Genomic DNA, 20005 nt, shown 5'->3' on the forward strand with positions numbered 1-20005 from the left:
CGACTGCTAAGCCGTTTTCGCGTTCGGGCACGGCCAATTGCCCGTTTTCGTCGACAAGCCGCTGCAAAGGCCATCCGGCGCAGCATGACAGGACTCGCCGCAGAGCGCGCTAAACCACTTGCGCCGGCGGCGCGTGAATGGCATCTGGCGCGCAGCCGTTCGAAGCTTGGGCTTATCCCCGATATCCCCGTTATCCACAGCCCAAAGGCATGATTTCGTGCATTGCGCGACTCGGCGCGACGTGGAAATCTTTGTGTGTCGAAGCAAGGAGCCCGACGGAAACGAAGGGCAAGACTGCAGAGACAGGCCATTGTGAAAGAACGGCAATTCTTCGGAAAAGCCATTCGGAAACAGAGGTCTGGGCAAGCGATGAACCGCCGCCAGGCGAATGCCAAGGCGGAAACCCGGTGCGGATCATAGCAGGCCCATGCACCTGCCGGAGCGTTCAGGCGCAAAGGTAAGGGCAGAACGCCAGGGATACGGGGCCAACGCCGCAAGGCGAAGATAACCGGACCCGGCGCAGTGGGGGCTGGCAGCGATGCCAGCCCCCATTTCCGTTCGTCGACGGACGCATTCGCTGGCCGGCGAACACAGGTCTGCACGATCCGGCGCTTCTCCCCGATATCCCCGTTATCCACAGGGCAACTACCCCGCTTTGGCCTTTGCGCGACTCGGCACGCCATGAAAGCATCCGCCGCAGCCGAAAAGCGCTGGGCGGATACGAGCGGGGCTTTGGCGGCGACGACGCCGCGGCTGGACAAGGACGCTTCCTTGAAAGCCGCAGCGGCGGGGCAATCAATGACGACACTTGCAAAGGCTTCGCGAAAGCGCCCGCCGCGCGAGGTTCGTAGGCGAACGCCCTGCGGGGCAAGGTCATTCGACAAGGGTCCTGCGTGGATGCCTGAGAATGGGTCGTCGGTCGCACATCTGGGCGATCCGGACTTGGCGCAGTGGGGGCTGGCAGCAATGCCAGCCCCCATTTCCCGGACACCCCATCGCACCCGGATTTTCACACCTCAGCCGATGCGGACTTTGGCGGGTCTTTCGTGCTATAAGCGCAACGAGGGGGCGGAACGAAAGGCCTCGGGAAGAGGAGCTGCGCGGTGTCGATCGACCGGAAACAGGTTGAGCAGGAGTTCCGTGACACAGCGGAACAGGCAGAGCCGCTGGCCGCCCGCATCGCGCACAAGCGCATCAATGGCGCCTTCATCAAGGACGACTATGACGAGAAGCAGCGCGCGCAAATGTGGGAAGTGGAGAGCGAAGGCCCTCACCAGGGACTGATCCAGACCGATCTGGTGCCCGATCCGGGCGGCGATGCCGATGCCGACGAGATCGAGGATGACGAGGACATGCTTGGCGACGTGGTCGATACCAACAAGCGACACCCGCGGCAGCGTTGAAACAGCGCCGCGGGCGTTGAACCTCGATCGTTTCAGGCCGAACCAGCCTGTTGGACCAGAGCCTGATTCACGCTTTCAACGGACAGCGCTCAGCACTTCCACGTCAAACGATCAGGCTCCACGCAGGATTCCCCTTATTTGAGCTTGAGTTCACGAAGAAGCATGCTGCCCGTTACGCGGCGCATCTTGCCGCGCGCGCCGAATTCGGTGTCGAGCACCCGCGCATTCTTCTTCACATGCGCCTCATATTCCTTTTGCTGGCGAAGCTGCTCGGGCGTGTCGTAAATCTTGTCGAAGATCGTGATGAGATAGAGATCGGGCTCGTCCTCGCGGTTGTTGGTGTTCGCAACGACGTGATAATCCTTGATATAGCCCTTGCTCTTGGCGAACTCCTGATTCGCCTTCCATTCGCGCGCCAGATAGTCGGCATAGTTTTCGCCTTGCCCATCCTCGACGTCGATCATCGAGACTTCCCAATAAGCGTCGGGCGTGTAGGAACTTTCCTGAGCCGCGGCGGGCGCGGCGCACAGCATGGCAAACACAAGCGCTGCGGGCACAAGGCCCGCGATCCGGTCGGTTCTGGTCATGATCCATTTTTCCCGTCATGGCCGCGTAAGCGCGCAACTGCGCGCCGCGGCGCGTTGCATGGACGTGGACGCAACTTTGCAATGCGGATCGCGAAACGCTCTCTTTCGAGACACACGAAGCGCGAGAATGGACAAGTTATCACAGCGCAATGGCGATTGGAACGCCAGCGTTCCAAGTGAAGTGCGCGACGCTGCTTGCCTCGACACGCGCAAGGACACAGCATGCCCGCCGCAAATCGCCACAGGGGGCCACAATGGTACGGTTGTTCGAACGGATCGCGCAAAGGGTCGCGCATTGGGCGGGGCAGCCCGCCGCCTTTTCGCTGGCGCTGTCGATCATTGTCGTCTGGGGGATCAGCGGGCCGGTGTTCGGCTGGTCGGACACCTGGCAGCTCGTCATCAATACGGGCACCACGATCATCACCTTCCTGATGGTCTTCCTGATCCAGAATGCCCAGAACCGCGACGCGAGCGCGATTCAGGCCAAGCTCGACGAACTCATCCGTGCAATGGGCAACGCACGCGACGAGTTCATCGGGATCGAGCATCTCAGCGACAACGAGCTTGAAACGATCCGCGCCGCCCTCGAGCGCGAATTTGGTCAGGGCACGCCGCATCCCCTGCCTATCAAGCGGCTGATCCGGCGCCGCTGAGCGCTCGGCATCAGGGGCGGGACTCGTCGAACCCTCTCCCGCAAAGGCGGGACAGGGTTCGATCCGCCATGTCCGTCGGACAGTCTGGCCAGCTGCCTCAGAAATCCTGCCAGTCGCCCCGGGCGGCCGCAGTGCGCCCGGCCGCGGCGTTCGCCTTCGCCATGGCCGCGACGGGCAAGGTCCTGATCGCTGTGGCAGAGGCATCGTCCTTTTTGACGATTCGCGCGGCGACTCGCGTCGCGGTTGCGCGATCCCCGATCCGGAACTGGCCCGCCTTCTCGGTCAGCGCCACGGTTTCGACGCTAAGGTTGCGCGCGGCGGCCGAGGTTTCCTCGACCATCGCGGCGTTCTGCTGTGTCGACTGATCCATGCTCATCACCGCAACGCTGATCTGCGTGATCGCGGAAGCCTGCGCCTGATTGTCGGTGGCCATGCGCCCCAGCAGATCATGCACCTCGCCGACACCCGCGGAGATTTCGGTCAGCGCGCCATCGATCTTCTGGACCGCGTCGACCGCCGAGACGATGTCGCTCTGCGTCACGGTCAGCTGATCGCGTGCGCGCTTCGCCTCCTCTTCGGCGCGCATGGCGAGCGCGCTGACCAGATCCGCGACGACGGCAAAGCCGCGCCCGGCGTCGCCCGCGCGTCCGGCTTCGACCGCCGCGTTCATCGCGAGCACGCGCGTCTGGAAGGCGATCTTGTCGACACCCTCGATGACCTCGTCGATACCCTTGGCGCTCTGGCGCACGCGGCCCATGGCCTGAACCGCCTCGTCGGCGACCGAGCGGCCGCCCGAAACCGTGGTGATCGCCTCATCCGCGCGCGTCACCGTCACGCCCGCCGCCTTTGCGGTCGCCTTGATACGCTCGTCGATCTGTGCAAGCGCGGCTGAAGTCTCTTCAAGGCTCGCCGCGTTGCTCTCGGTGCGGCGTGCAAGATCTTCGGAAGCGTGGGCGATTTCGCCCGATCCGGTGCGCAGCGTCTGGGCGCTTTCGGTCACCGCGCCGATCAGATCGCGCAGGTTGGTGAGCGCCGAATTGAAGTTGGCGCGCAGCTCGGCATAGTTTTGCGGGAACTCCACCCTGATCTCGGCGGTAAGGTCGCCTTCAGCCACATTGGCGAGGCGTTCGGACACCGTATCGACCACGAATTTCTGGTCCGCATCGGCGCGCGCCTTCTCGGCGGCCGCCTGTTCCTGCGCCACCGCGGCGTCGCGAAACACCTCGACGGCCTTGGCCATGTCGCCCACTTCATCCGCACGCTCGGTGCCGGGCACCGCGATCCGGTTGTTGCCCTGGGACAGGCTGCGCATCGCATCCTGCAGGCGCGCCAGCGGCGCGACGATCGCGGCGCGCGCGACCAGGATCGCGACCGCGAGGCCGCCTGCCACGCCGATCAGGCTGATCACCAGCATCCATGTCGACATTGACGCTGCCTGCGCCTGGAGCGCTGCGGTGTCGGCGTCGCTCTGCTTGACGCGGTCGATCGTCAGATCGCCCAGGGCGGAGTTCATGGCCTCCAGCTCGTCGTCCGCCCTGGCGAGGAGTTGCGCCGCCTCGGCCTTGCGATTCTGCGTGCTGAGGCCGACCGCCTGCCGCGTCGTATCGTGAACGCCGTCATAGCGCTGGCGCAGCGAGGCAATCGCGTCGGCCAGGCTCGGATCGGACTCCTTTGCGTCCTCCAGATTCTTCAGGCCCCTTTCATAGGATTTCTGAAGCAACTCCGGAGCCGCGCGACCCTTTTCGCTGTTGCCGTCATAGGAAAGCGCGCGATAGCCGATATAGACCAGATCGGTGGCGCGGCGGTTGGCGCGGCTGAGATCGGTGTTGGCCGGCAGCGAATTGACGATCAGCGAGGTATAGCCCTGATCGACCTGACCCAGCGTGCGATGGCTCAGCAAGGCGATGCCAAGCGTGAGCAGCCCCAGCATCCCCAGCAACGCGGCAACCTTGGTCGCGATCTTCATGCTCTTAAAAGTGGTCATTTGCCCTCCATGCCTCCATCAGGCGGCAGGAAGATCGGCCGCCAATATCGATGAATTATAGAGGCGCAGAAGCGGTCGCGTGCCGGAGTCGCGCCAAATACTGGCGTGGACGATCGACCCGAACCGTCCAGTTGATCAGAGGTCAGACCAAGTCATTCAATCAATATAATATGTTAGTTGATATTGATGCGGCGCGTAGCATTTGCGTCTTGTCTCGCCGCATCGGCAGAGCCGCGTTCAGTCGAACAGGCTCGAGACCGAGCTTTCGTCGGCGATGCGGCGGATCGCTTCGGCGAGCAGCGGTGCGATCGTCAGGTGACGGATCTTCTTCGCGTCCTTGATGATCTCATGGCTGCCGATCGAGTCGGAGATGACGAGCTCGGCGAGTTCCGAGCCCTCGACGCGCGCGACCGCGCCGCCCGAGAGCACGCCGTGCGTGCAGTAGGCGACGACATCCTCGGCGCCCGCGGCTTTCAGCGCGGCGGCAGCGTTGCACAGCGTGCCCGCCGAATCGACGATGTCGTCGATCAGGATGCAGAAGCGGCCCTCGACGTCGCCGATGATGTTCATCACCTCCGATTCGCCCGCGCGCTCGCGGCGCTTGTCGACGATGGCGAGCGGGGCGTTGTCGAGTCGCTTGGCGAGCGCACGCGCGCGCACCACGCCGCCGACGTCGGGCGATACGACCATGATGTTCTTGCCGCCGAAGCGCGCCTGGATGTCCGCCGACATCACGGGCGCGGCATAGAGATTGTCGGTCGGGATATCGAAAAAGCCCTGAATCTGGCCTGCGTGCAGGTCGACCGAGAGCACGCGGTCGGCGCCCGCGGTGGTGATCAGATTGGCGACGAGCTTGGCCGAGATCGGCGTGCGCGGGCCGGGCTTCCGGTCTTGGCGGGCATAGCCGAAATAGGGGAGCACCGCGGTGATCCGCTTGGCCGATGCGCGCTTGAGCGCGTCGATGCAGATCAGCAGCTCCATCAGATTGTCGTTGGCGGGGTATGCCGTCGACTGCAGGACGAACACGTCTTCGCCACGCACATTTTCATGAATTTCCACGAAAACTTCCTCATCGGCGAAGCGGCGAACGCTCGCGTCGGTGAGGGGGATCTCCAGATATTCGGCGATCGCCTTGGCAAGCGGCAGGTTCGAATTGCCGGTGAGAAGTTTCATGAGTGCTGGTCCCGCGCCGTTTCCCGATTGCCCGCCCCTTTAGTCATCGAAGTGCAATCATGAAAGGGGGCATTGCCGCAGCGGGCGCGGCTGCCTAATGCGTGGAGCCATGACCGACCGGCTAACCATTGCGCTTGCACAGCTTTCGCAGCGCGTCGGCGACATCACCGGCAATGCCGATGCGATGCTCGAATGGCGCAAGGCAACGCGCGCCGACCTGATCGTCTATCCCGAGCTCCAGCTCATCGGCTATCCGCCCGAGGATCTCGTGCTCAAGCCCGCGCTGATCGAGCGCGCGGGCGTGGAGCTTGCGCGGCTTGCAAAGGCCACGGCGGACGGCGGCCCCGCGATGATCGTCGGCACCGTCCTGCTCGAGGATGGCAAGCTCTACAACGCACTCACCTTGCTCGACGGTGGCAGGGTTGTCGCGATAACGCGCAAGCGCGAACTGCCCAATTACGGCACCTTCGATGAAAAGCGGCTGTTCGAGCCCGCTCCCCTTCCTGACCCGATCGTCTTTCGCGGGGTGAAGCTCGGCCTGCCGATCTGCGAGGACATCTGGTTCCCGACGGTGTGCGCGCACCTCAAGGCGCGGGGCGCCGAGCTTCTGATCGCGCCGCATGGCAGCCCCTATGAGATCGACAAGGACGATCTGCGCGCAAATGGCATCGCGGCCGCGCGCGTGCAGGAGACCGGGCTGCCGCTCGTCTTCCTCAACCGTGTCGGCGGGCAGGACGAGATCGTCTTCGACGGCGCCTCATTCGTACTCAATGCCGATGGCGAACTCGTGCACCAGCTTCCCGACTGGGAGGAGACGCTCGTCGATACGGTGTGGGAGCGTGGGCCAGGCGGCTGGCGCTGCGTGCCCGGCGAACTGCACACGCTCGATCCGCATCCCGCCGATGTCTATCACGCGATGGTCGTCGGCCTGCGCGATTACGTGAACACCAACCGCTTCCCGGGCGTGGTGCTCGGCTTGTCGGGCGGGATCGATTCGGCGATCTGCGCCGCGATCGCCGCCGATGCGCTGGGCCCCGAGCGCGTCTGGTGCGTGATGCTGCCCAGCCGCTTCACCAGCCAGGAAAGCCTCGACGATGCCGCTGAGTGCGCGGCGATGATCGGCTGCAAGCTCGACACCATTCCCATTGCCCCTGCGGTCGAGGCGTTCGACACCATGCTCTCCGACAGTTTCGCCGATCGCAGCGTCGACATCACCGAGGAGAATATCCAGTCGCGCATTCGCGGCGTGACCTTGATGGCGCTCTCAAACAAGTTCGGCCACATGCTGCTGACCACGGGCAACAAGTCGGAGATGTCGGTCGGCTATGCCACCATCTATGGCGATATGGCGGGCGGCTATAATCCGCTGAAGGACGCCTACAAGACGACGGTCTTCGAGATCTCGCGCTGGCGCAACGGGAACCTCCCGCGGCTTGGCCTCGGCCCCGACGGCCCGGTCATCCCCGAACGCATCATCACCAAGCCGCCCTCGGCCGAGCTGCGCCCCGACCAGAAGGATTCGGACAGCCTGCCCCCCTATGAAGAGCTCGATGCGATCCTGCACGGGCTCGTCGAGGAGGAACTGTCGGTTGACGATGTCGCGGCGCGCGGCTTCAACCGCGCCACCGTCGCGCGGATCGAGCGGCTGCTCTATATCGCCGAATACAAGCGCCGCCAGGCCCCTCCCGGCGTCAAGCTCGGCAAGCGCAATTTCGGCCGCGACCGCCGCTATCCCATCACCAACGCATTCAGGACGTCATGACCGTCGTAACCCGTTTTGCTCCCTCGCCCACCGGCCGGCTCCATGTCGGCAACATCCGCACCGCGCTCCATAACTGGATGTGGGCGAAGAAGCATGGCGGGCGCTTCCTGCTCAGGATCGACGACACCGACGCCGAGCGTTCGACCGAGGAAAATGTCACCGCGATCCGCGCCGATCTCGCATGGCTCGGGCTGGGCTGGGACGGCGAAGCGCGCCAGTCCGAACGCTTCGCGCTCTATGAGCAAAGGTTCGAGGCGCTCAAGGCATCGGGCCGCGTCTATCCGGCTTACGAGACCGCGCAGGAGCTCGACCTCAAGCGCAAGGTGCTGCTCGGGCGGGGATTGCCGCCCGTCTATGACCGCGGCGCGCTGGCGCTCAGCGATGCCGAGCGTGCAACGTTCGAGGCCGAAGGGCGCCGGCCGCACTGGCGCTTCAGGCTCGATCACGACACGCCGATCGCGTGGCATGACCTGATCCGCGGCGAGCAGCGCTTCGACCCGCATCTGCTCTCCGATCCCGTCATCCGCCGCGCCGATGGCAGCTGGCTCTACATGCTCCCTTCGGCGATCGACGATGTCGACATGGGCATCACGCATGTCGTGCGCGGCGAGGATCATGTTTCCAACACCGCAGCACAGCTTCAGATGTTCTCGGCCCTCGGCGCAGAGGCTCCGCAATTCGCGCATGAGGCGCTGCTGACGGGGAGCGAGGGCAAGCTCTCCAAGCGTCTCGGCTCACTCGGCGTCGATCATTTCCGTGAGGCGGGGATCGAGCCGGTCACGATCATCACCAAGCTCGCGCGCATCGGCACCAGCGACCCCGTCGAGGCGGTGACCGATCCGCAACCGCTGGTCGACAGCTTCGACTTCGCGCATTTCGGCCGCGCGCCCGCGCGCTTCGACGAGGCCGAACTGGCGCAGCTCAACGCACGCATCGTTCATCAGCTCGATTTCGCGGTGGTCGCCGATCGTCTGCCCGCGGGCATGGACGAGGCTGCATGGGCGGCCATCCGTCCCAATCTCGAGACGGTCGATCAGGCATCGGACTGGTGGGCGGTGGTCGAGGGGCCCGTCACCGGGACCGATATCGCCGATGAGGACCGCGCCTATCTGGGCGAAGCCGCAAAGGCCGCAGCCGAGATCGACTGGTCCGCCGATCCCTGGCACGCACTGACGGCCACGCTCAAGGAGGCGACGGGGCGCAAGGGCAAGCCGCTCTTCCTGCCGCTGCGCCGCGCGCTCACCGGGCGTGATCACGGCCCCGACATGGCGGCGCTGCTGCCGCTGATCGGCCGCGAGCGCGCGCTTGCGCGGCTTGCCGCCGTCGCGGACTGATGGCCGAGATCATCAACCTGCGGCTGGCGCGCAAGGCGAAAACGCGTGCCGATGCAGCGCAGAAGGCCAGCGAGAACCGCGCGAAATTCGGTAGGACGGGCGCGCAAAAGGCGGCCGACAAGGCTCAACATGAGCGCCACGAACGCGCGCTCGATCAGGCTAAACGCGACACCGACGACTAGATCGCGATACCATAGGCCGGGAACGTCGTGGTTATCGGACGCCCAGGTTCCTCCCCGGAACGGGGAGGGGGACCACGCGAAGCGTGGTGGAGGGGTTGGCGCGAACGCACCCATTCGGCGCCGCCCCTGCGTCAGCCCATCGGGCTGCCACCTCCCCGTACCGGCGAGGAACTTACGGTCGCAAACTCGTCCGGTAGCTCTATGAAGCGACGACGTCGCGGCCCATTGCCGTCGCGAAACAGTCTTGCGCGAATAATGTAATGATGTAACATTATCTTCACGCGGTGCCTGCCGTGGCGCCGCTCCGAGGAGGAGGACGTCATGCACAGCGCAGGAGGCTATCTCGACCAGAAAACCCGCAGCCCCACGAGCATGGGCGCTGCGATCGCGATCAACGCAGGGATCATCGGCGCTTTGCTGTTGAGCAGCCCCGAGATCATTCCGGAAGGAATCAAATATATCCGCCTGATCCCGATCGAAGAGGCGCCGGATCCCGCGCCCGTTCCACCCGATCCGCCCAAACAGAAGGTCGAGCCGCAGCAGACGGCCCCAAGCCAGATCACGCCGGGCGAGACCATATTCCCCAGCGAGCCGGACTTCGTTGTGCCCGGGACGACCGTCGATCCGCCGCCTCTCCCCGGCACGGGAGAAGGCACGGGCACGCTCGTCCAGGATCCGCCGCGCCCGTCGGTCTTCATCGGCCCCAAGATCAACACCAAATATCTGAACGCCTTCCAGCCGCCCTATCCCCCGGGCAAACAGCGGCTTGGTGAGGAGGGCGTCGTCGTCGTGCGCGTGCTCGTCGGCTCCGATGGTCGCGTGAAGCAGGTCGCGCGCATTTCGGCCGCCGACGACGCCTTTTACGAGGTCACCGTCCAGCAGGCACTGAAGAAATGGCGCTTTACCCCCGCCACGCGCGACGGCGTTGCGGTCGAGGGCTGGCGCGAGATGACGGTGCGCTTCGAGATCACGGACTGACCCGCCCAACCGGCCGGGGGTGGAATCGCATGGCCCAAACGACTATCTTGGCCGCCATGGCAATCTTCCCCCGGCCCGTCTCTCCCCGGCGCGCACTCCGCGATCTGCGCGGATTCCTCGCGATGCGGCAGAAGCATGAGCTGATCTTCGGCTTCCTGTCGATCACGATCACCACGCTGCTGATGGCGGGCTTCTACGTCGATTCGCGCGTCGAAAAGCCGTGGAAGCGCGACATCCAGTATGTCGAGAGCTGGCCGCTCGACCGCAGCCTCGAACAGATTCGCGCGCAGCAGAAGATCGACGCGGAAAAGAAGAAGGTGCTCCAGGCCGAACTCGAAAAGAGGAAGCAGGAACGCATGGAGCAGTTCCGCAAGGTCGACCGGCAGCTGGACGCGCTCGGGCTTTGAACCGCGACGCGCGCTGGATGGCCGCGGCGCTCGCGCTGTCGGAACGCACGCGCGGGGCGACCGCACCCAATCCCAATGTCGGCTGTGTGATCGTCAGGGACGGCATCGTCGTCGGCCGTGGCTGGACCCAGCCGGGCGGGCGTCCACATGCCGAGGCAATGTCGCTGGAGCAGGCGGGTGACACAGCACGCGGCGCGACCGCCTATGTGACGCTCGAGCCCTGCGCGCACCAAAGCCAGCGCGGCCCCGCCTGCGCCGACCTGCTTGTCGCAGCCGGCGTCGCGCGCGTCGTCATCGCGCTGGGCGATCCCGATCCGCGTACCGACGGACGCGGTATTGAGCGCCTGCGGGATGCGGGCATCGCGATATCCGAAGGTATCAGCGGTGACGCGGTGCGCCGCGCGATGGCGGGTTTCCTCACCCGTCGTGCGCATGGCCGCCCGCATGTGACGCTGAAGCTCGCCATGTCGCTCGACGGCTGCATCGCGCTCGTCAGCGGCGCAAGCCGCTGGATCACGGGCGATGCGGCGCGCGCACACACACATCTGGAGCGTTCGCGCCACGAGATGATCCTGGTGGGGCGCGGCACCTATGACGCCGACGCACCCCGGCTCGACGTACGCTTGCCCGGGCTTGAGCCGCGAAGCCCCCGACGCGCGCTGCTGACGCGTGGCGATCCCCCTTCGGGCTGGGAATCGGTGCGCGATCCGCGTGCGATCGGCGCGCTCGAGGATGTCGACCATCTGCTCGTCGAGGGCGGCGCTGCAACCGCGGCCTCCTTCCTTGCCGCCGATCTCGTCGACCGACTGCTGCTCTATCGCGCGCCGATCCTGATCGGGCACGGCAAGGCGGCGCTCGGCGATATCGGGCTCGAACGGCTCGACGACGCGCATGGCCGCTGGCGGCTTTCGGACACGCGGCCGCTTGGCAGCGACCGGCTCGAAGTCTACGAGCGCATGCGGGAGAACGAAGTATCGACCACAGGCCGCTCATCCTGAGGAGCCGTTGAGCGACGTCGAAACGGCATCTCGAAGGATCCTTCGAGATGAGGCTTCGTCAGGCTCAGCCTCTCCTCAGGACGAGCGGATGCCATTGTAAGCGCGATCTATGAGGCAGGCATGTTCACGGGAATCATCACCGATATCGGCACGATCAAAAGCATCGAGCAGCGCGGTGACCTGCGCGCGGTGATCCAGACCGCCTATGACACGGGCACCATCGATCTCGGCGCATCCATCGCATGTTCGGGCGTGTGCCTGACCGTCGTCGACAAGGGGCCGGGCTGGTTCGCGGTCGACATTTCGGGCGAGACCGTCTCGCGCACCGCCGGGGGCCAGTGGCACGAGGGCAATCGCCTCAACCTCGAACGCGCGCTCAAGGTCGGCGACGAGCTCGGCGGGCATATCGTCACCGGCCATGTCGACGGCGTTGGCCGGATCGTCGCGCTTGTCGACGAGGGCGATTCGCACCGCGTCACCATCGCCGCGCCGCGCGATCTCGCGCCCTATCTCGCGCCCAAGGGCTCGATCACGCTCGACGGCATCTCGCTCACCGTCAACAGCGTCACCGACACCGCCGATGGCGTCGAGTTCGGCGTCAACATCATCCCGCACACCGCCACGGTCACCACATTCGACGCGCTGGCGGTGGGCCGCGCGCTCAATATCGAGATCGACGTGCTCGCGCGCTATCTCGGTCGGATGCGCATGGCATTGGAAAACCATACAGGGTGATGTGATTTCTATTCTGGTATATCACACTGCAATGTGATAATGCCGGAGCATGAGCACGCAACTGATCGAACGCGTCCGCGACCTTGTCGCCGATGGCGCCATCTCCCGCTCCGGCCTCGCACGCGCGGCCGGGCTTCATGCCAACTCGCTGCGCAGCCTTGAGGAGGCGGACTGGAACCCCACCGCCGACACGCTGAAGAAGCTCGAGAAATATCTGCTCCAGCGCGAAAAGACGCCCGCGCTCGTCCCGATCGAGGAGATCATCGACGAGGCGCGCAACGGCCGCATGTTCATCCTTGTCGACGACGAGGATCGCGAGAATGAGGGCGATCTCATCATCCCCGCGCAGATGGCGACTCCCGACGCGATCAACTTCATGGCCAAGCATGGCCGCGGGCTGATCTGCCTCACGCTCACCAAGGACCGCGTCGACCAGCTGGGCCTCGACCTGATGGCGCGCAACAACGGCACGCGGCACGAGACCGCCTTCACCGTGTCGATCGAGGCGCGGGAAGGCGTCACCACGGGCATATCGGCCGCCGATCGCGCGCGCACGGTTGCGGTTGCGATCGACTCGACCAAAAGCGCGCAGCACATCGTCTCGCCGGGCCATGTCTTCCCGCTCGTCGCGCGCGACGGCGGCGTGCTCGTACGCGCCGGCCATACCGAGGCCGCGGTCGACGTGTCGCGGCTTGCCGGGCTCAATCCTTCGGGCGTGATCTGCGAGATCATGAAGGACGACGGCACCATGGCGCGGATGGACGATCTCGTCGAATTCGCGCAGGAACACGGCCTCAAGATCGGCACGATCCGCGACCTCATCGCCTATCGCCGCCAGCATGATCACCTTGTCGAGAAAAAGGCCGAGGCGAAGTTCACCAGCCGCTGGGGCGGCGAGTGGACCGCGATGACCTTTCACAACAAGGCCACGGGCACCGAGCAGGTGGCGCTGGTCAAGGGCCGCGTCGATCCCGACAAGCCCACGCTCGTCCGCATGCACGTTCTGTCGACCTTTGCCGACGTGTTCGGCGAGGAAGGCGATCGCGGCGTGATGCTGCGGCGGTCGATGGAAATTATCGGCGAGGAGGGCGCCGGCGTCGTCGTCGTCATCAACAAGCAGACCGATGCGCCCTTCACCAACGCGGTCCAGCGCAAGGCGGGGCTGCCCGCACCCGATATCGAGGAACTGCGCGATTACGGCGTGGGCGCGCAGATCCTCAACGAGCTCGGCGTGCAGGACATGGTGATCCTCACCAACACGCATCACACGCTGGTGGGGCTCGACGGCTACGGGCTTTCCATTCTAGGGGAACGTCCCATCGATTGCGGAAAGGCCTGAACGTCATGGCAAAATTCCTGATCGTCGAAGCGCGCTTCTACGAGCATCTCAACGACATGCTGCTCGACGGCGCGCGCACCGCGCTCGAAGACGCAGGTCATGCCCATGAAACCGTGACGGTGCCCGGCGCACTCGAAATTCCCGCCGCAATCGCGCTTGCCGCCGAAAGCGGGCGCTATGACGGCTATGTCGCGATTGGCGTCGTCATCCGCGGCGAGACCTATCATTTCGAGGTCGTCTCCAACGAAAGCGCGCGCGGGATCATGGCGCTCACGCTCGACGGCATCGCCATCGGCAACGGCATCCTGACCGTCGAGAACGAGGTGCAGGCGCTGACGCGCGCGAACCGCAAGGAAAAGGACAAGGGCGGCGAGGCGGCCAAGGCCGCGATCGCGATGCTCGAACTGCAGGGCCGCTTCGCCGCGACCTGATTTGCGCCTGTTCCCCGCCCGAGCTACACCGGCTGCCCGGATCTGAAAGGGACAGGCGATGACTTTGGGCGGGCCGATGCTGGTGACCGAGCACCTCGTGCTCCGTCCGCCCGCACGCGAGGATTTCGAGGGCTGGGTCGCGTTTCACGCCGACCCCGAGACGATGCGCTTTCTGGGCGGCGTGCAACCGCGCGCGGCCGCCTGGCGCGGCATCTGCGCAATGGCGGGCGCCTGGCACATCAACGGCTTCGCCATGTTCTCGCTGATCGAGCGTGCAAGCGGGCGCTGGGTCGGCCGTGTCGGCCCCTGGCAGCCCGAGGGCTGGCCGGGCACCGAGGTCGGCTGGGGCATAGCGCGCGAATTCTGCGGCAAGGGTTATGCGCGCGAGGCCGCGATCGCCAGCATCGACTTCGCCTTCGACCAGCTCGGCTGGGACGAGGTGATCCACTGCATCAACCCAGAGAACACCGCGTCGATCCGGCTCGCCGAGCGGCTTGGCGCGGTCAATCGCGGCCCGACCGCCCTCCCTGCCCCCTTCGAATCCGAGCGCGTCGACTGCTGGGCGCAGAGCGCGGCCGAATGGAAGGCGCGGAGGGCATCGCTTTAGGGCGATTGGGTTCGATGTTGCCGATTGATGTTTAGGAACCTTCCGGTGCAATGCTAATTGGAAGATGCCGAGCGGCGTCCCGAACAGCGTTTCACCGCCTCGGCCTCCAATTCACCCAGCCGTCCGTCATGCCTAACCGAAACCGTTGTCGGTAAAGCTTTTAGCCGTTCGACATCAAACGGGCCCATAGGTCCGATGTAGCGCGCGCTTATCAGGCGATCGACGACCGTGGTGTATTGTGGCAGCCCTTGGCAGTCCACGCTATATGGGTCGCGCGTCCTGCGACCGATGAACGTCAGGAGAAAGGCATCCCCGTTTTCCGAAGCGGCCGATGCCGGGGCGTATTTTCCTACAGCATCGTAGTCCAGTTCGATTTCGTGGGTGAAGCGAAGCGGATCGTTGGCGTCCGGAATGGCTGTCTTGTTTGGGAAAAAGCTTCTTTCCTCAAAGGTCAGGACAAAGACCCCCGTCATCCGTTTGGATGGAGACATTTCGCGGCAGTGGCCGACGCTGCTATGCCAAGCCCCTTTCTCGCGCCGCCAGCACGGATCGTTCTTCATCAATGCTACGGCTTCGGGGTCACGTTCAAAGCGGAGCGGAGCCCCCCCGTCGAGCGGCGCGCCATCGCTGCTGCCGCACGCGGTCAGCAGCAGCGCTGCTGCAAGGATCGAAATCCGGCGATCGCATCTCATGGATCGTGCGTAGCGCCTTCCCATCACCTACTGCGTCCCCAGACTCTTCAGATAGCGCTCGTTGCCGACCATGCCGAGCCGCGTGATCCCCGCCTGCTTCACGGTCGCGAGCGTGCGGTCGAAGACCTCGTAGCGCGCCGCGCCATCGGCCGCGACGTGGAGCACGGGCCCTGCGGGATCGCGCGTCATCGCGGCGAGCCGCGCGGGCAGCGCCGCCTCGCTCACCGGCTGGCCGTCCCACAGCAGCGCATTGGCGGCGGTGATGTCGAGCCGATGGACCGGCCTCGGCACGTCGGTTGCGCCCTTGCCGGGCAGGTCGACGGGCACCTTATGCAGCTGGATCGGGATCACCATGATGAACATCACCAGCAGCACCAGCATCACGTCGATCAGCGGCGTGGTGTTGAGGTCCTTCATCAGGGTCGGCTGGGCGGGTGCGGCAAAGACGGTGCGACGGCGCATGGCATCCTCCTGCATTGATGTTACGTCATCACATATCATATAGTCGTTGCGCAGCCAATATGGTTCGGACACCGCCCCGATGTTCCATTTTTGCACAGCTGACTTGCCAACATCCCGGAATTAACCAGCTTTTGCTGTTCTTTCTTCACCCTGACATGGCCTAGGTTCGCGCACGAACAAGGATCACCGCCCATGGCCCGGATTGCCCTTTCCACGTCCACGCTCTTGTGCGCCGCGCTTCTGACGCTCGGCGCGTGCAGCAACGAGCCCGATCAGGCCGAGCTTGCAAAGCTCGACAACAGCCTTGCGGGCAATGCGTCCGACCCGGCGCTCACGGGCGCGCTCAGGGACCAGATCGTCGTCGATCCAAAGCGCGCCGGTCCGCCGGCCGCGCCGGGGCCGAAGCCGAGCGCCGCGCAACTCGGCGCACTCAAACGCGCGCCCGCGCCCAAAACCACGCCCGATCCCGTCGATCCCGCAAAGCTCGCCGCCGCGAAGGCCGACGGCAGCAAACAAGCCTGCATGTCCGGCCTCGCCTATCATGCCAGCTGGGCGACGAGGCTGCCCACCGACCTTCCGCTGTTTCCGCAGGCGCGCGTCAGCGAGGCCGCGGGCAAGGACGGCGCCGGTTGCCATGCGCGCGCGATCACCTTCGCGACCGCCGCCGATATCGGCCAGGTGATCGACTTCTACTATACGCGCGCGACCGCCGCGGGCTTCACCGCCGAGCATGTCCGCGAGGGGCAGGAGCATATCCTTGGCGGCACGCGCGACCGCGATGGCGGCGCCTATTACCTGCTTGCGCGCGCGCTGCCCAAGGGCGGCACCGAGGTCGACCTGATCGCCAATATCGGCCGCTGAGGCGCTTCGCGATACAATAGGTGCATTGCCCGCCATTTTTGGGCTAAGGGCGCGACATGCGGAATCTCATTCTCGTCATGGTCGGCGGCGCGCTCGGCAGCGCGGCGCGCTTCGGCGTCGGCCGGCTGACGCTCCAGCACCTTGGTCCCCATTATCCCTGGGGCACGTTGATCGTGAATCTCGTCGGCGGCTTCGCAATGGGGCTGCTCGCGGGGCTGCTCGCGCGCTTTGGCGCGGGGGCCGAGGGCTATCGCCACCTGATCGGCATCGGCCTGCTTGGCGGCTTCACCACATTTTCCGCCTTCAGCCTCGATGCGGTCAACATGATCGAGCGCGGCGGCATGGCATCCGCCGCCGCCTATGCGCTGATCTCGGTGATCGGGTCGATCGTCGCTCTGTTTGCGGGGCTCTGGATGGTAAGGGCATTCGCATGACCAACAATACTCCCGCCGATGTCCGCCAGTTCACCGTCGCCGACGACGATGACGGCATCCGTCTCGACCGCTGGTTCAAGCGGCACCTGCCCGATGTCAGCTTCAACCTCGTTTCGCGCTGGGCGCGCACCGGCCAGCTGCGCATCAATGGCAAGCGCGCGACCCCCGGCGACCGGATCGAGGCGGGGCAGGTGCTGCGCGTGCCGCCCGCCGAACCCGCCAGGGCAGAGACCCCGACGGCCAGGCCCAGGCGCGAACGTCCCCAGCTCAGCGAAGACCAGCTGGCCTATGCCCAGTCGTTCGTCATCCACAAGGATCGCTCGGCGCTGGTGATCAACAAGCCGCCGGGGCTCGCGACGCAGGGCGGCACCAAGACGTCGGAGCATGTCGACGGCTTGCTCGACGCACTGATCTTCGAGGCCGAAGGGCGGCCCAAGCTCGTCCATCGGCTCGACAAGGATACGAGCGGAGCCCTGCTGCTCGCGCGGTCTTCGCGCGCCGCGGCAAGCTTCGCCAAGAGCTTTTCGAGCCGCACCGCGCGCAAGGTCTATTGGGCGATCGTGGTCGGCGTGCCCGATATCGATGACGGCATGATCGAGCTTCCGCTCGCCAAGCAGCCGGGCACGGGCGGCGAGAAGATGCATGTCGACGAGAAGGAGGGCCTGCCCGCACGCACGCGCTACCGCGTGATCGAGCGCGCGGGCAACCGCGCCGCCTGGGTCGAGCTACAGCCCTTTACCGGGCGCACGCACCAGCTTCGCGTCCACATGGCGGCGATCGGCCATCCGATCGTCGGCGACGGCAAATATGGTGGCAAGGAGGCCTTTCTGACCGGCGGGATCAGCCGCAAGATGCACCTTCATGCGCGCCGCATCCGCATCGATCACCCCGATGGCGGACAGGTCGACGTCACCGCCGAGCTGCCCCGGCATTTCGCCGAGAGCATCGAGACGCTCGGTTTCGACCCGCTGCTCGCCGAGGCGCTGACGATCGACGAAGTCAAATTTTCGGAGACCCCCGAGGGCAAGCGCCGCAAGGCCGCCGCCATCGCCAAGGACAAGCGCAAGGAGCGCAAGGGCGAGAGGCGCGGGCGGGGGCGCGACTGATGCATCCGGGTCCGCAGTTTCGCTGGGAGGATCGCGACGCTCTCCGCGATTTCGTGACCGGGATCGGCTTCGGCGCGCTGTTCGCAGCGACGCCCGATGGGCCTCGCGTTGCGCATGTCCCTGCGGTCTTTGTCGATGACGCGACGCTCGGTTTCCATATCGCGCGCGGAAACGGCATCGCGCGTCACCTCGATGGCGCCGACGCGCTCTATGTCGTTCAGGGCCCCGATGCCTATATCAGCCCCGACTGGTACGGCATGGAGGATCAGGTCCCGACCTGGAACTATCTTGCGGTCGAGCTCGAAGGGCATGTCCGCAAGATGGAGCCGGACGCGCTTCTGGCGCAGATCGACAGGCTTTCGGCGCTGCACGAGGCGCCGCTTGCACCCAAGCCCGAATGGACGCGGGACAAGATGACGCCCGGACTCGTCGACAGGATGCTCGGCGCGATCACCGGCTATACGCTCGAGATCACCGCATGGCGCGGCACGAAGAAGCTCGGACAAAACAAGCCCGAGGCGGCGCGCGAGCGTGCGGCCGATGCGCTCGAGGCGGCAGGCAAGCGCGCGATGGCGCATCTGATGCGGAACATGGCAGGGTGACCAACCGCCTCGCGCTTTTCGATTGCGACGGCACGCTCGTCGACAGCCAGGCCAATATCTGCATGGCGATGGAGCATTGCTTCGAACAGGCGCGGCTCGCGCCCCCCGACCGCGCCGCGATCCGACGGATCGTGGGCCTGAGCGTGCCGCAGGCGATCGCCGCATTGCTGCCCGAAGGCGATGCCGCGCTGCATCTGTCGCTCGCCCAGGACTATAAGCGCGCCTTCCATGCGCTGCGCGGCAAGGGGCTGGTCGACGAACCGCTGTTCGAGGGTATCGCCGCCGCGCTCGACGCACTCGAGGCCGATGGCTGGCTGCTGGGCGTCGCGACGGGCAAGTCCGATCGCGGGCTTGCGCTGTGCCTCGATCATCACGGCCTGAAACAGCGCTTCGTCACGCTCCAGACCGCCGACCGCCACCCGTCCAAACCGCACCCGGCGATGATCGAAGCCGCGATCGCCGAGGCCGGCGCCGCCCCCGAGACGACGGTGATGATCGGGGACACCAGCTTCGACATGCTGATGGGCCGCGCGGCGGATGCGCATGCACTGGGGGTGGCCTGGGGCTATCACGCGCCCGAGGAACTGCTGATTGCCGGCGCGCACGGCATCGCGCTCGAGCCCGTAGCGATCCCGACGCACCTCAAGGAATTTGCATGACTCCCGAACAGGCCGAGGCGCAGGCGCGCGCACGATATTTCGTCATGACCTTCACCCGGATCGCGGGCGCGCTGATGATCTTTTTCGGCCTCGTCATCACCGCGGGCCGCTTCGAGGCCATTCCGCCGGCCGTCGGTTATGTCCTCGTCGTGCTCGGGCTCATCGACACGGCGCTGATGCCGAGGATGCTCGCGCGCCGCTGGCGTACGCCGCCCCGGCCATGAAGCGCTTTTACAAGCAGGCCGAGGCGAGCGCGGCCGAGGGCGGGTTCGCGATCGCGCTCGACAGCCGCCCCGTGCGCACGCCGGGACGCGCATCGCTGATCGTACCGACGCGCGCGCTGGCCGACGCCATTGCCGGTGAATGGATGGCGCAGGGCGACGATATCGATCCGCGCAGCATGACCTGCACCGGCCTGTCCAACGCCGCGATCGACCGCGTTGCGCCCGACCCTGCGGGCTTTGCGGCGGGTCTCTCGGTCTATGGCGAGAGCGACCTGCTCTGCTACCGCGCCGACAGCCCGGCAGCGCTCGTCGCGCGCCAGGCCGATCGCTGGGATCCGCTGCTCGACTGGGCGGCGCAGCACTACGATATCGTCTTCGCGGTCGCGACGGGG

General features: G+C 65.6%; 24 protein-coding genes. 19 read left to right on the forward strand and 5 right to left on the reverse strand.

Going from position 1 to position 20005, the window contains the following annotated elements; translation table 11 throughout:
• Window positions 1–1103 precede the first annotated feature (1103 nt).
• Entirely contained in the window at window positions 1104–1403 is a 300-nt protein-coding gene (locus MKI88_RS16265) for a hypothetical protein (protein WP_241632494.1), read from the forward strand.
• Between the two features lie 134 nt (window positions 1404–1537).
• On the opposite strand, the gene MKI88_RS16270 is transcribed toward MKI88_RS16265, so the two are convergent.
• Complete coding sequence (locus MKI88_RS16270) at window positions 1538–1990, reverse strand: hypothetical protein (protein ID WP_241632495.1); 453 nt, start codon at window positions 1988–1990, stop codon at window positions 1538–1540.
• Window positions 1991–2244: 254 nt separating this feature from the next.
• On the opposite strand from MKI88_RS16270, the gene MKI88_RS16275 reads away from it, so the two are divergent.
• Window positions 2245–2643 carry a low affinity iron permease family protein gene (locus tag MKI88_RS16275; protein WP_241632497.1) on the forward strand — a complete coding sequence of 133 codons (399 nt, stop codon included), beginning with the start codon at window positions 2245–2247 and terminating at the stop codon, window positions 2641–2643.
• Between the two features lie 97 nt (window positions 2644–2740).
• On the opposite strand, the gene MKI88_RS16280 is transcribed toward MKI88_RS16275, so the two are convergent.
• Both MKI88_RS16280 and MKI88_RS16285 read right to left on the reverse strand, forming a co-directional pair.
• The gene (locus tag MKI88_RS16280; protein WP_241632499.1) at window positions 2741–4627 is read right to left on the reverse strand and encodes a methyl-accepting chemotaxis protein; all 1887 of its coding nucleotides are present in this window, start codon (window positions 4625–4627) and stop codon (window positions 2741–2743) included.
• A gap of 237 nt (window positions 4628–4864) precedes the next feature.
• Window positions 4865–5800 (reverse strand): ribose-phosphate pyrophosphokinase, encoded by a 936-nt coding sequence (locus tag MKI88_RS16285; RefSeq protein ID WP_241632501.1) that lies wholly within the window; start codon window positions 5798–5800, stop codon window positions 4865–4867.
• Window positions 5801–5909: 109 nt separating this feature from the next.
• Between MKI88_RS16285 and MKI88_RS16290 the strand changes: the two genes are divergently transcribed.
• The 10 genes from MKI88_RS16290 to MKI88_RS16335 all read left to right on the forward strand — a co-directional run bounded on the left by MKI88_RS16290 (window position 5910) and on the right by MKI88_RS16335 (window position 14573).
• Window positions 5910–7562 carry an NAD+ synthase gene (locus MKI88_RS16290; protein ID WP_241632502.1) on the forward strand — a complete coding sequence of 551 codons (1653 nt, stop codon included), beginning with the start codon at window positions 5910–5912 and terminating at the stop codon, window positions 7560–7562.
• A complete protein-coding gene (gene gltX, locus MKI88_RS16295) occupies window positions 7559–8896 on the forward strand; it encodes a glutamate--tRNA ligase (protein WP_241632503.1) in 1338 nt (445 codons plus the stop codon). The genes MKI88_RS16290 and gltX overlap by 4 nt, the downstream gene beginning before the upstream one ends.
• Window positions 8896–9078 carry a DUF4169 family protein gene (locus MKI88_RS16300; protein ID WP_241632505.1) on the forward strand — a complete coding sequence of 61 codons (183 nt, stop codon included), beginning with the start codon at window positions 8896–8898 and terminating at the stop codon, window positions 9076–9078. The genes gltX and MKI88_RS16300 overlap by 1 nt, the downstream gene beginning before the upstream one ends.
• A gap of 321 nt (window positions 9079–9399) precedes the next feature.
• Window positions 9400–10056 carry a TonB family protein gene (locus MKI88_RS16305; protein WP_241632506.1) on the forward strand — a complete coding sequence of 219 codons (657 nt, stop codon included), beginning with the start codon at window positions 9400–9402 and terminating at the stop codon, window positions 10054–10056.
• A 29-nt stretch (window positions 10057–10085) separates the two neighbouring features.
• The gene (locus MKI88_RS16310; protein WP_241632508.1) at window positions 10086–10463 is read left to right on the forward strand and encodes a hypothetical protein; all 378 of its coding nucleotides are present in this window, start codon (window positions 10086–10088) and stop codon (window positions 10461–10463) included.
• Window positions 10460–11461 carry a bifunctional diaminohydroxyphosphoribosylaminopyrimidine deaminase/5-amino-6-(5-phosphoribosylamino)uracil reductase RibD gene (gene ribD / locus MKI88_RS16315; protein WP_281063750.1) on the forward strand — a complete coding sequence of 334 codons (1002 nt, stop codon included), beginning with the start codon at window positions 10460–10462 and terminating at the stop codon, window positions 11459–11461. Before MKI88_RS16310 ends, ribD begins: the two co-directional genes overlap by 4 nt.
• A gap of 120 nt (window positions 11462–11581) precedes the next feature.
• Window positions 11582–12196: a riboflavin synthase gene (locus MKI88_RS16320; protein ID WP_241632511.1), complete on the forward strand. Its 615-nt coding sequence runs from the start codon at window positions 11582–11584 to the stop codon at window positions 12194–12196.
• A gap of 49 nt (window positions 12197–12245) precedes the next feature.
• Complete coding sequence (gene ribB, locus MKI88_RS16325; protein ID WP_241632513.1) at window positions 12246–13535, forward strand: 3,4-dihydroxy-2-butanone-4-phosphate synthase; 1290 nt, start codon at window positions 12246–12248, stop codon at window positions 13533–13535.
• Window positions 13536–13540: 5 nt separating this feature from the next.
• Window positions 13541–13966: a 6,7-dimethyl-8-ribityllumazine synthase gene (gene ribH, locus MKI88_RS16330; RefSeq protein WP_241632515.1), complete on the forward strand. Its 426-nt coding sequence runs from the start codon at window positions 13541–13543 to the stop codon at window positions 13964–13966.
• A 58-nt stretch (window positions 13967–14024) separates the two neighbouring features.
• A complete protein-coding gene (locus MKI88_RS16335) occupies window positions 14025–14573 on the forward strand; it encodes a GNAT family N-acetyltransferase (RefSeq protein WP_241632517.1) in 549 nt (182 codons plus the stop codon).
• A 53-nt stretch (window positions 14574–14626) separates the two neighbouring features.
• Here the strand turns inward: MKI88_RS16335 and MKI88_RS16340 are convergent, their stop codons facing one another.
• Together MKI88_RS16340 and MKI88_RS16345 are read right to left on the reverse strand one after the other, a co-directional pair.
• Entirely contained in the window at window positions 14627–15265 is a 639-nt protein-coding gene (locus tag MKI88_RS16340) for a hypothetical protein (RefSeq protein WP_241632518.1), read from the reverse strand.
• A gap of 27 nt (window positions 15266–15292) precedes the next feature.
• The gene (locus MKI88_RS16345) at window positions 15293–15727 is read right to left on the reverse strand and encodes a biopolymer transporter ExbD (protein WP_241632520.1); all 435 of its coding nucleotides are present in this window, start codon (window positions 15725–15727) and stop codon (window positions 15293–15295) included.
• Between the two features lie 192 nt (window positions 15728–15919).
• Here MKI88_RS16345 and MKI88_RS16350 point away from each other — a divergent pair, with 192 nt between their 5' ends.
• From MKI88_RS16350 to MKI88_RS16380, 7 genes are all read left to right on the forward strand, one after another.
• The gene (locus MKI88_RS16350) at window positions 15920–16588 is read left to right on the forward strand and encodes a hypothetical protein (RefSeq protein WP_241632522.1); all 669 of its coding nucleotides are present in this window, start codon (window positions 15920–15922) and stop codon (window positions 16586–16588) included.
• A gap of 56 nt (window positions 16589–16644) precedes the next feature.
• The gene (gene crcB, locus MKI88_RS16355) at window positions 16645–17022 is read left to right on the forward strand and encodes a fluoride efflux transporter CrcB (protein WP_241632523.1); all 378 of its coding nucleotides are present in this window, start codon (window positions 16645–16647) and stop codon (window positions 17020–17022) included.
• On the forward strand, window positions 17019–18128 hold the full coding sequence (locus MKI88_RS16360; protein WP_241632525.1) for an RluA family pseudouridine synthase: 1110 nt from the start codon (window positions 17019–17021) through the stop codon (window positions 18126–18128). Before crcB ends, MKI88_RS16360 begins: the two co-directional genes overlap by 4 nt.
• Window positions 18128–18730, forward strand: a complete 603-nt coding sequence (locus MKI88_RS16365; RefSeq protein WP_241632526.1) for an FMN-binding negative transcriptional regulator — start codon at window positions 18128–18130, stop codon at window positions 18728–18730. Before MKI88_RS16360 ends, MKI88_RS16365 begins: the two co-directional genes overlap by 1 nt.
• A complete protein-coding gene (locus MKI88_RS16370) occupies window positions 18727–19389 on the forward strand; it encodes an HAD-IA family hydrolase (protein WP_241632528.1) in 663 nt (220 codons plus the stop codon). Before MKI88_RS16365 ends, MKI88_RS16370 begins: the two co-directional genes overlap by 4 nt.
• Entirely contained in the window at window positions 19386–19613 is a 228-nt protein-coding gene (locus tag MKI88_RS16375; protein ID WP_241632530.1) for a hypothetical protein, read from the forward strand. The genes MKI88_RS16370 and MKI88_RS16375 overlap by 4 nt, the downstream gene beginning before the upstream one ends.
• Window positions 19610–20005, forward strand: a 396-nt coding sequence (locus tag MKI88_RS16380) for an ATP12 family chaperone protein (RefSeq protein WP_241632532.1), incomplete at its 3' end; no start/stop codon positions are given. The genes MKI88_RS16375 and MKI88_RS16380, both read left to right, overlap by 4 nt.

It is taken from the genome of Sphingomonas sp. LaA6.9 (genome assembly GCF_022601895.1).
GTDB lineage: Bacteria > Pseudomonadota > Alphaproteobacteria > Sphingomonadales > Sphingomonadaceae > Sphingobium_A.

Coding starts and splice junctions, on each gene's coding strand:
- ribB (WP_241632513.1), top strand. CDS start 12,246: ATGAGCACGCAACTGATCGAACGCGTCCGCGACCTTGTCGCCGATGGC.
- MKI88_RS16365 (WP_241632526.1), top strand. CDS start 18,128: ATGCATCCGGGTCCGCAGTTTCGCTGGGAGGATCGCGACGCTCTCCGC.
- MKI88_RS16300 (WP_241632505.1), top strand. CDS start 8,896: ATGGCCGAGATCATCAACCTGCGGCTGGCGCGCAAGGCGAAAACGCGT.
- gltX (WP_241632503.1), top strand. CDS start 7,559: ATGACCGTCGTAACCCGTTTTGCTCCCTCGCCCACCGGCCGGCTCCAT.
- MKI88_RS16320 (WP_241632511.1), top strand. CDS start 11,582: ATGTTCACGGGAATCATCACCGATATCGGCACGATCAAAAGCATCGAG.
- MKI88_RS16290 (WP_241632502.1), top strand. CDS start 5,910: ATGACCGACCGGCTAACCATTGCGCTTGCACAGCTTTCGCAGCGCGTC.
- MKI88_RS16350 (WP_241632522.1), top strand. CDS start 15,920: ATGGCCCGGATTGCCCTTTCCACGTCCACGCTCTTGTGCGCCGCGCTT.
- ribH (WP_241632515.1), top strand. CDS start 13,541: ATGGCAAAATTCCTGATCGTCGAAGCGCGCTTCTACGAGCATCTCAAC.
- MKI88_RS16275 (WP_241632497.1), top strand. CDS start 2,245: ATGGTACGGTTGTTCGAACGGATCGCGCAAAGGGTCGCGCATTGGGCG.
- MKI88_RS16340 (WP_241632518.1), bottom strand. CDS start 15,265: ATGAGATGCGATCGCCGGATTTCGATCCTTGCAGCAGCGCTGCTGCTG.
- MKI88_RS16360 (WP_241632525.1), top strand. CDS start 17,019: ATGACCAACAATACTCCCGCCGATGTCCGCCAGTTCACCGTCGCCGAC.
- MKI88_RS16335 (WP_241632517.1), top strand. CDS start 14,025: ATGACTTTGGGCGGGCCGATGCTGGTGACCGAGCACCTCGTGCTCCGT.
- MKI88_RS16345 (WP_241632520.1), bottom strand. CDS start 15,727: ATGCGCCGTCGCACCGTCTTTGCCGCACCCGCCCAGCCGACCCTGATG.
- MKI88_RS16280 (WP_241632499.1), bottom strand. CDS start 4,627: ATGACCACTTTTAAGAGCATGAAGATCGCGACCAAGGTTGCCGCGTTG.
- MKI88_RS16310 (WP_241632508.1), top strand. CDS start 10,086: ATGGCCCAAACGACTATCTTGGCCGCCATGGCAATCTTCCCCCGGCCC.
- MKI88_RS16305 (WP_241632506.1), top strand. CDS start 9,400: ATGCACAGCGCAGGAGGCTATCTCGACCAGAAAACCCGCAGCCCCACG.
- MKI88_RS16285 (WP_241632501.1), bottom strand. CDS start 5,800: ATGAAACTTCTCACCGGCAATTCGAACCTGCCGCTTGCCAAGGCGATC.
- MKI88_RS16375 (WP_241632530.1), top strand. CDS start 19,386: ATGACTCCCGAACAGGCCGAGGCGCAGGCGCGCGCACGATATTTCGTC.
- crcB (WP_241632523.1), top strand. CDS start 16,645: ATGCGGAATCTCATTCTCGTCATGGTCGGCGGCGCGCTCGGCAGCGCG.
- MKI88_RS16270 (WP_241632495.1), bottom strand. CDS start 1,990: ATGACCAGAACCGACCGGATCGCGGGCCTTGTGCCCGCAGCGCTTGTG.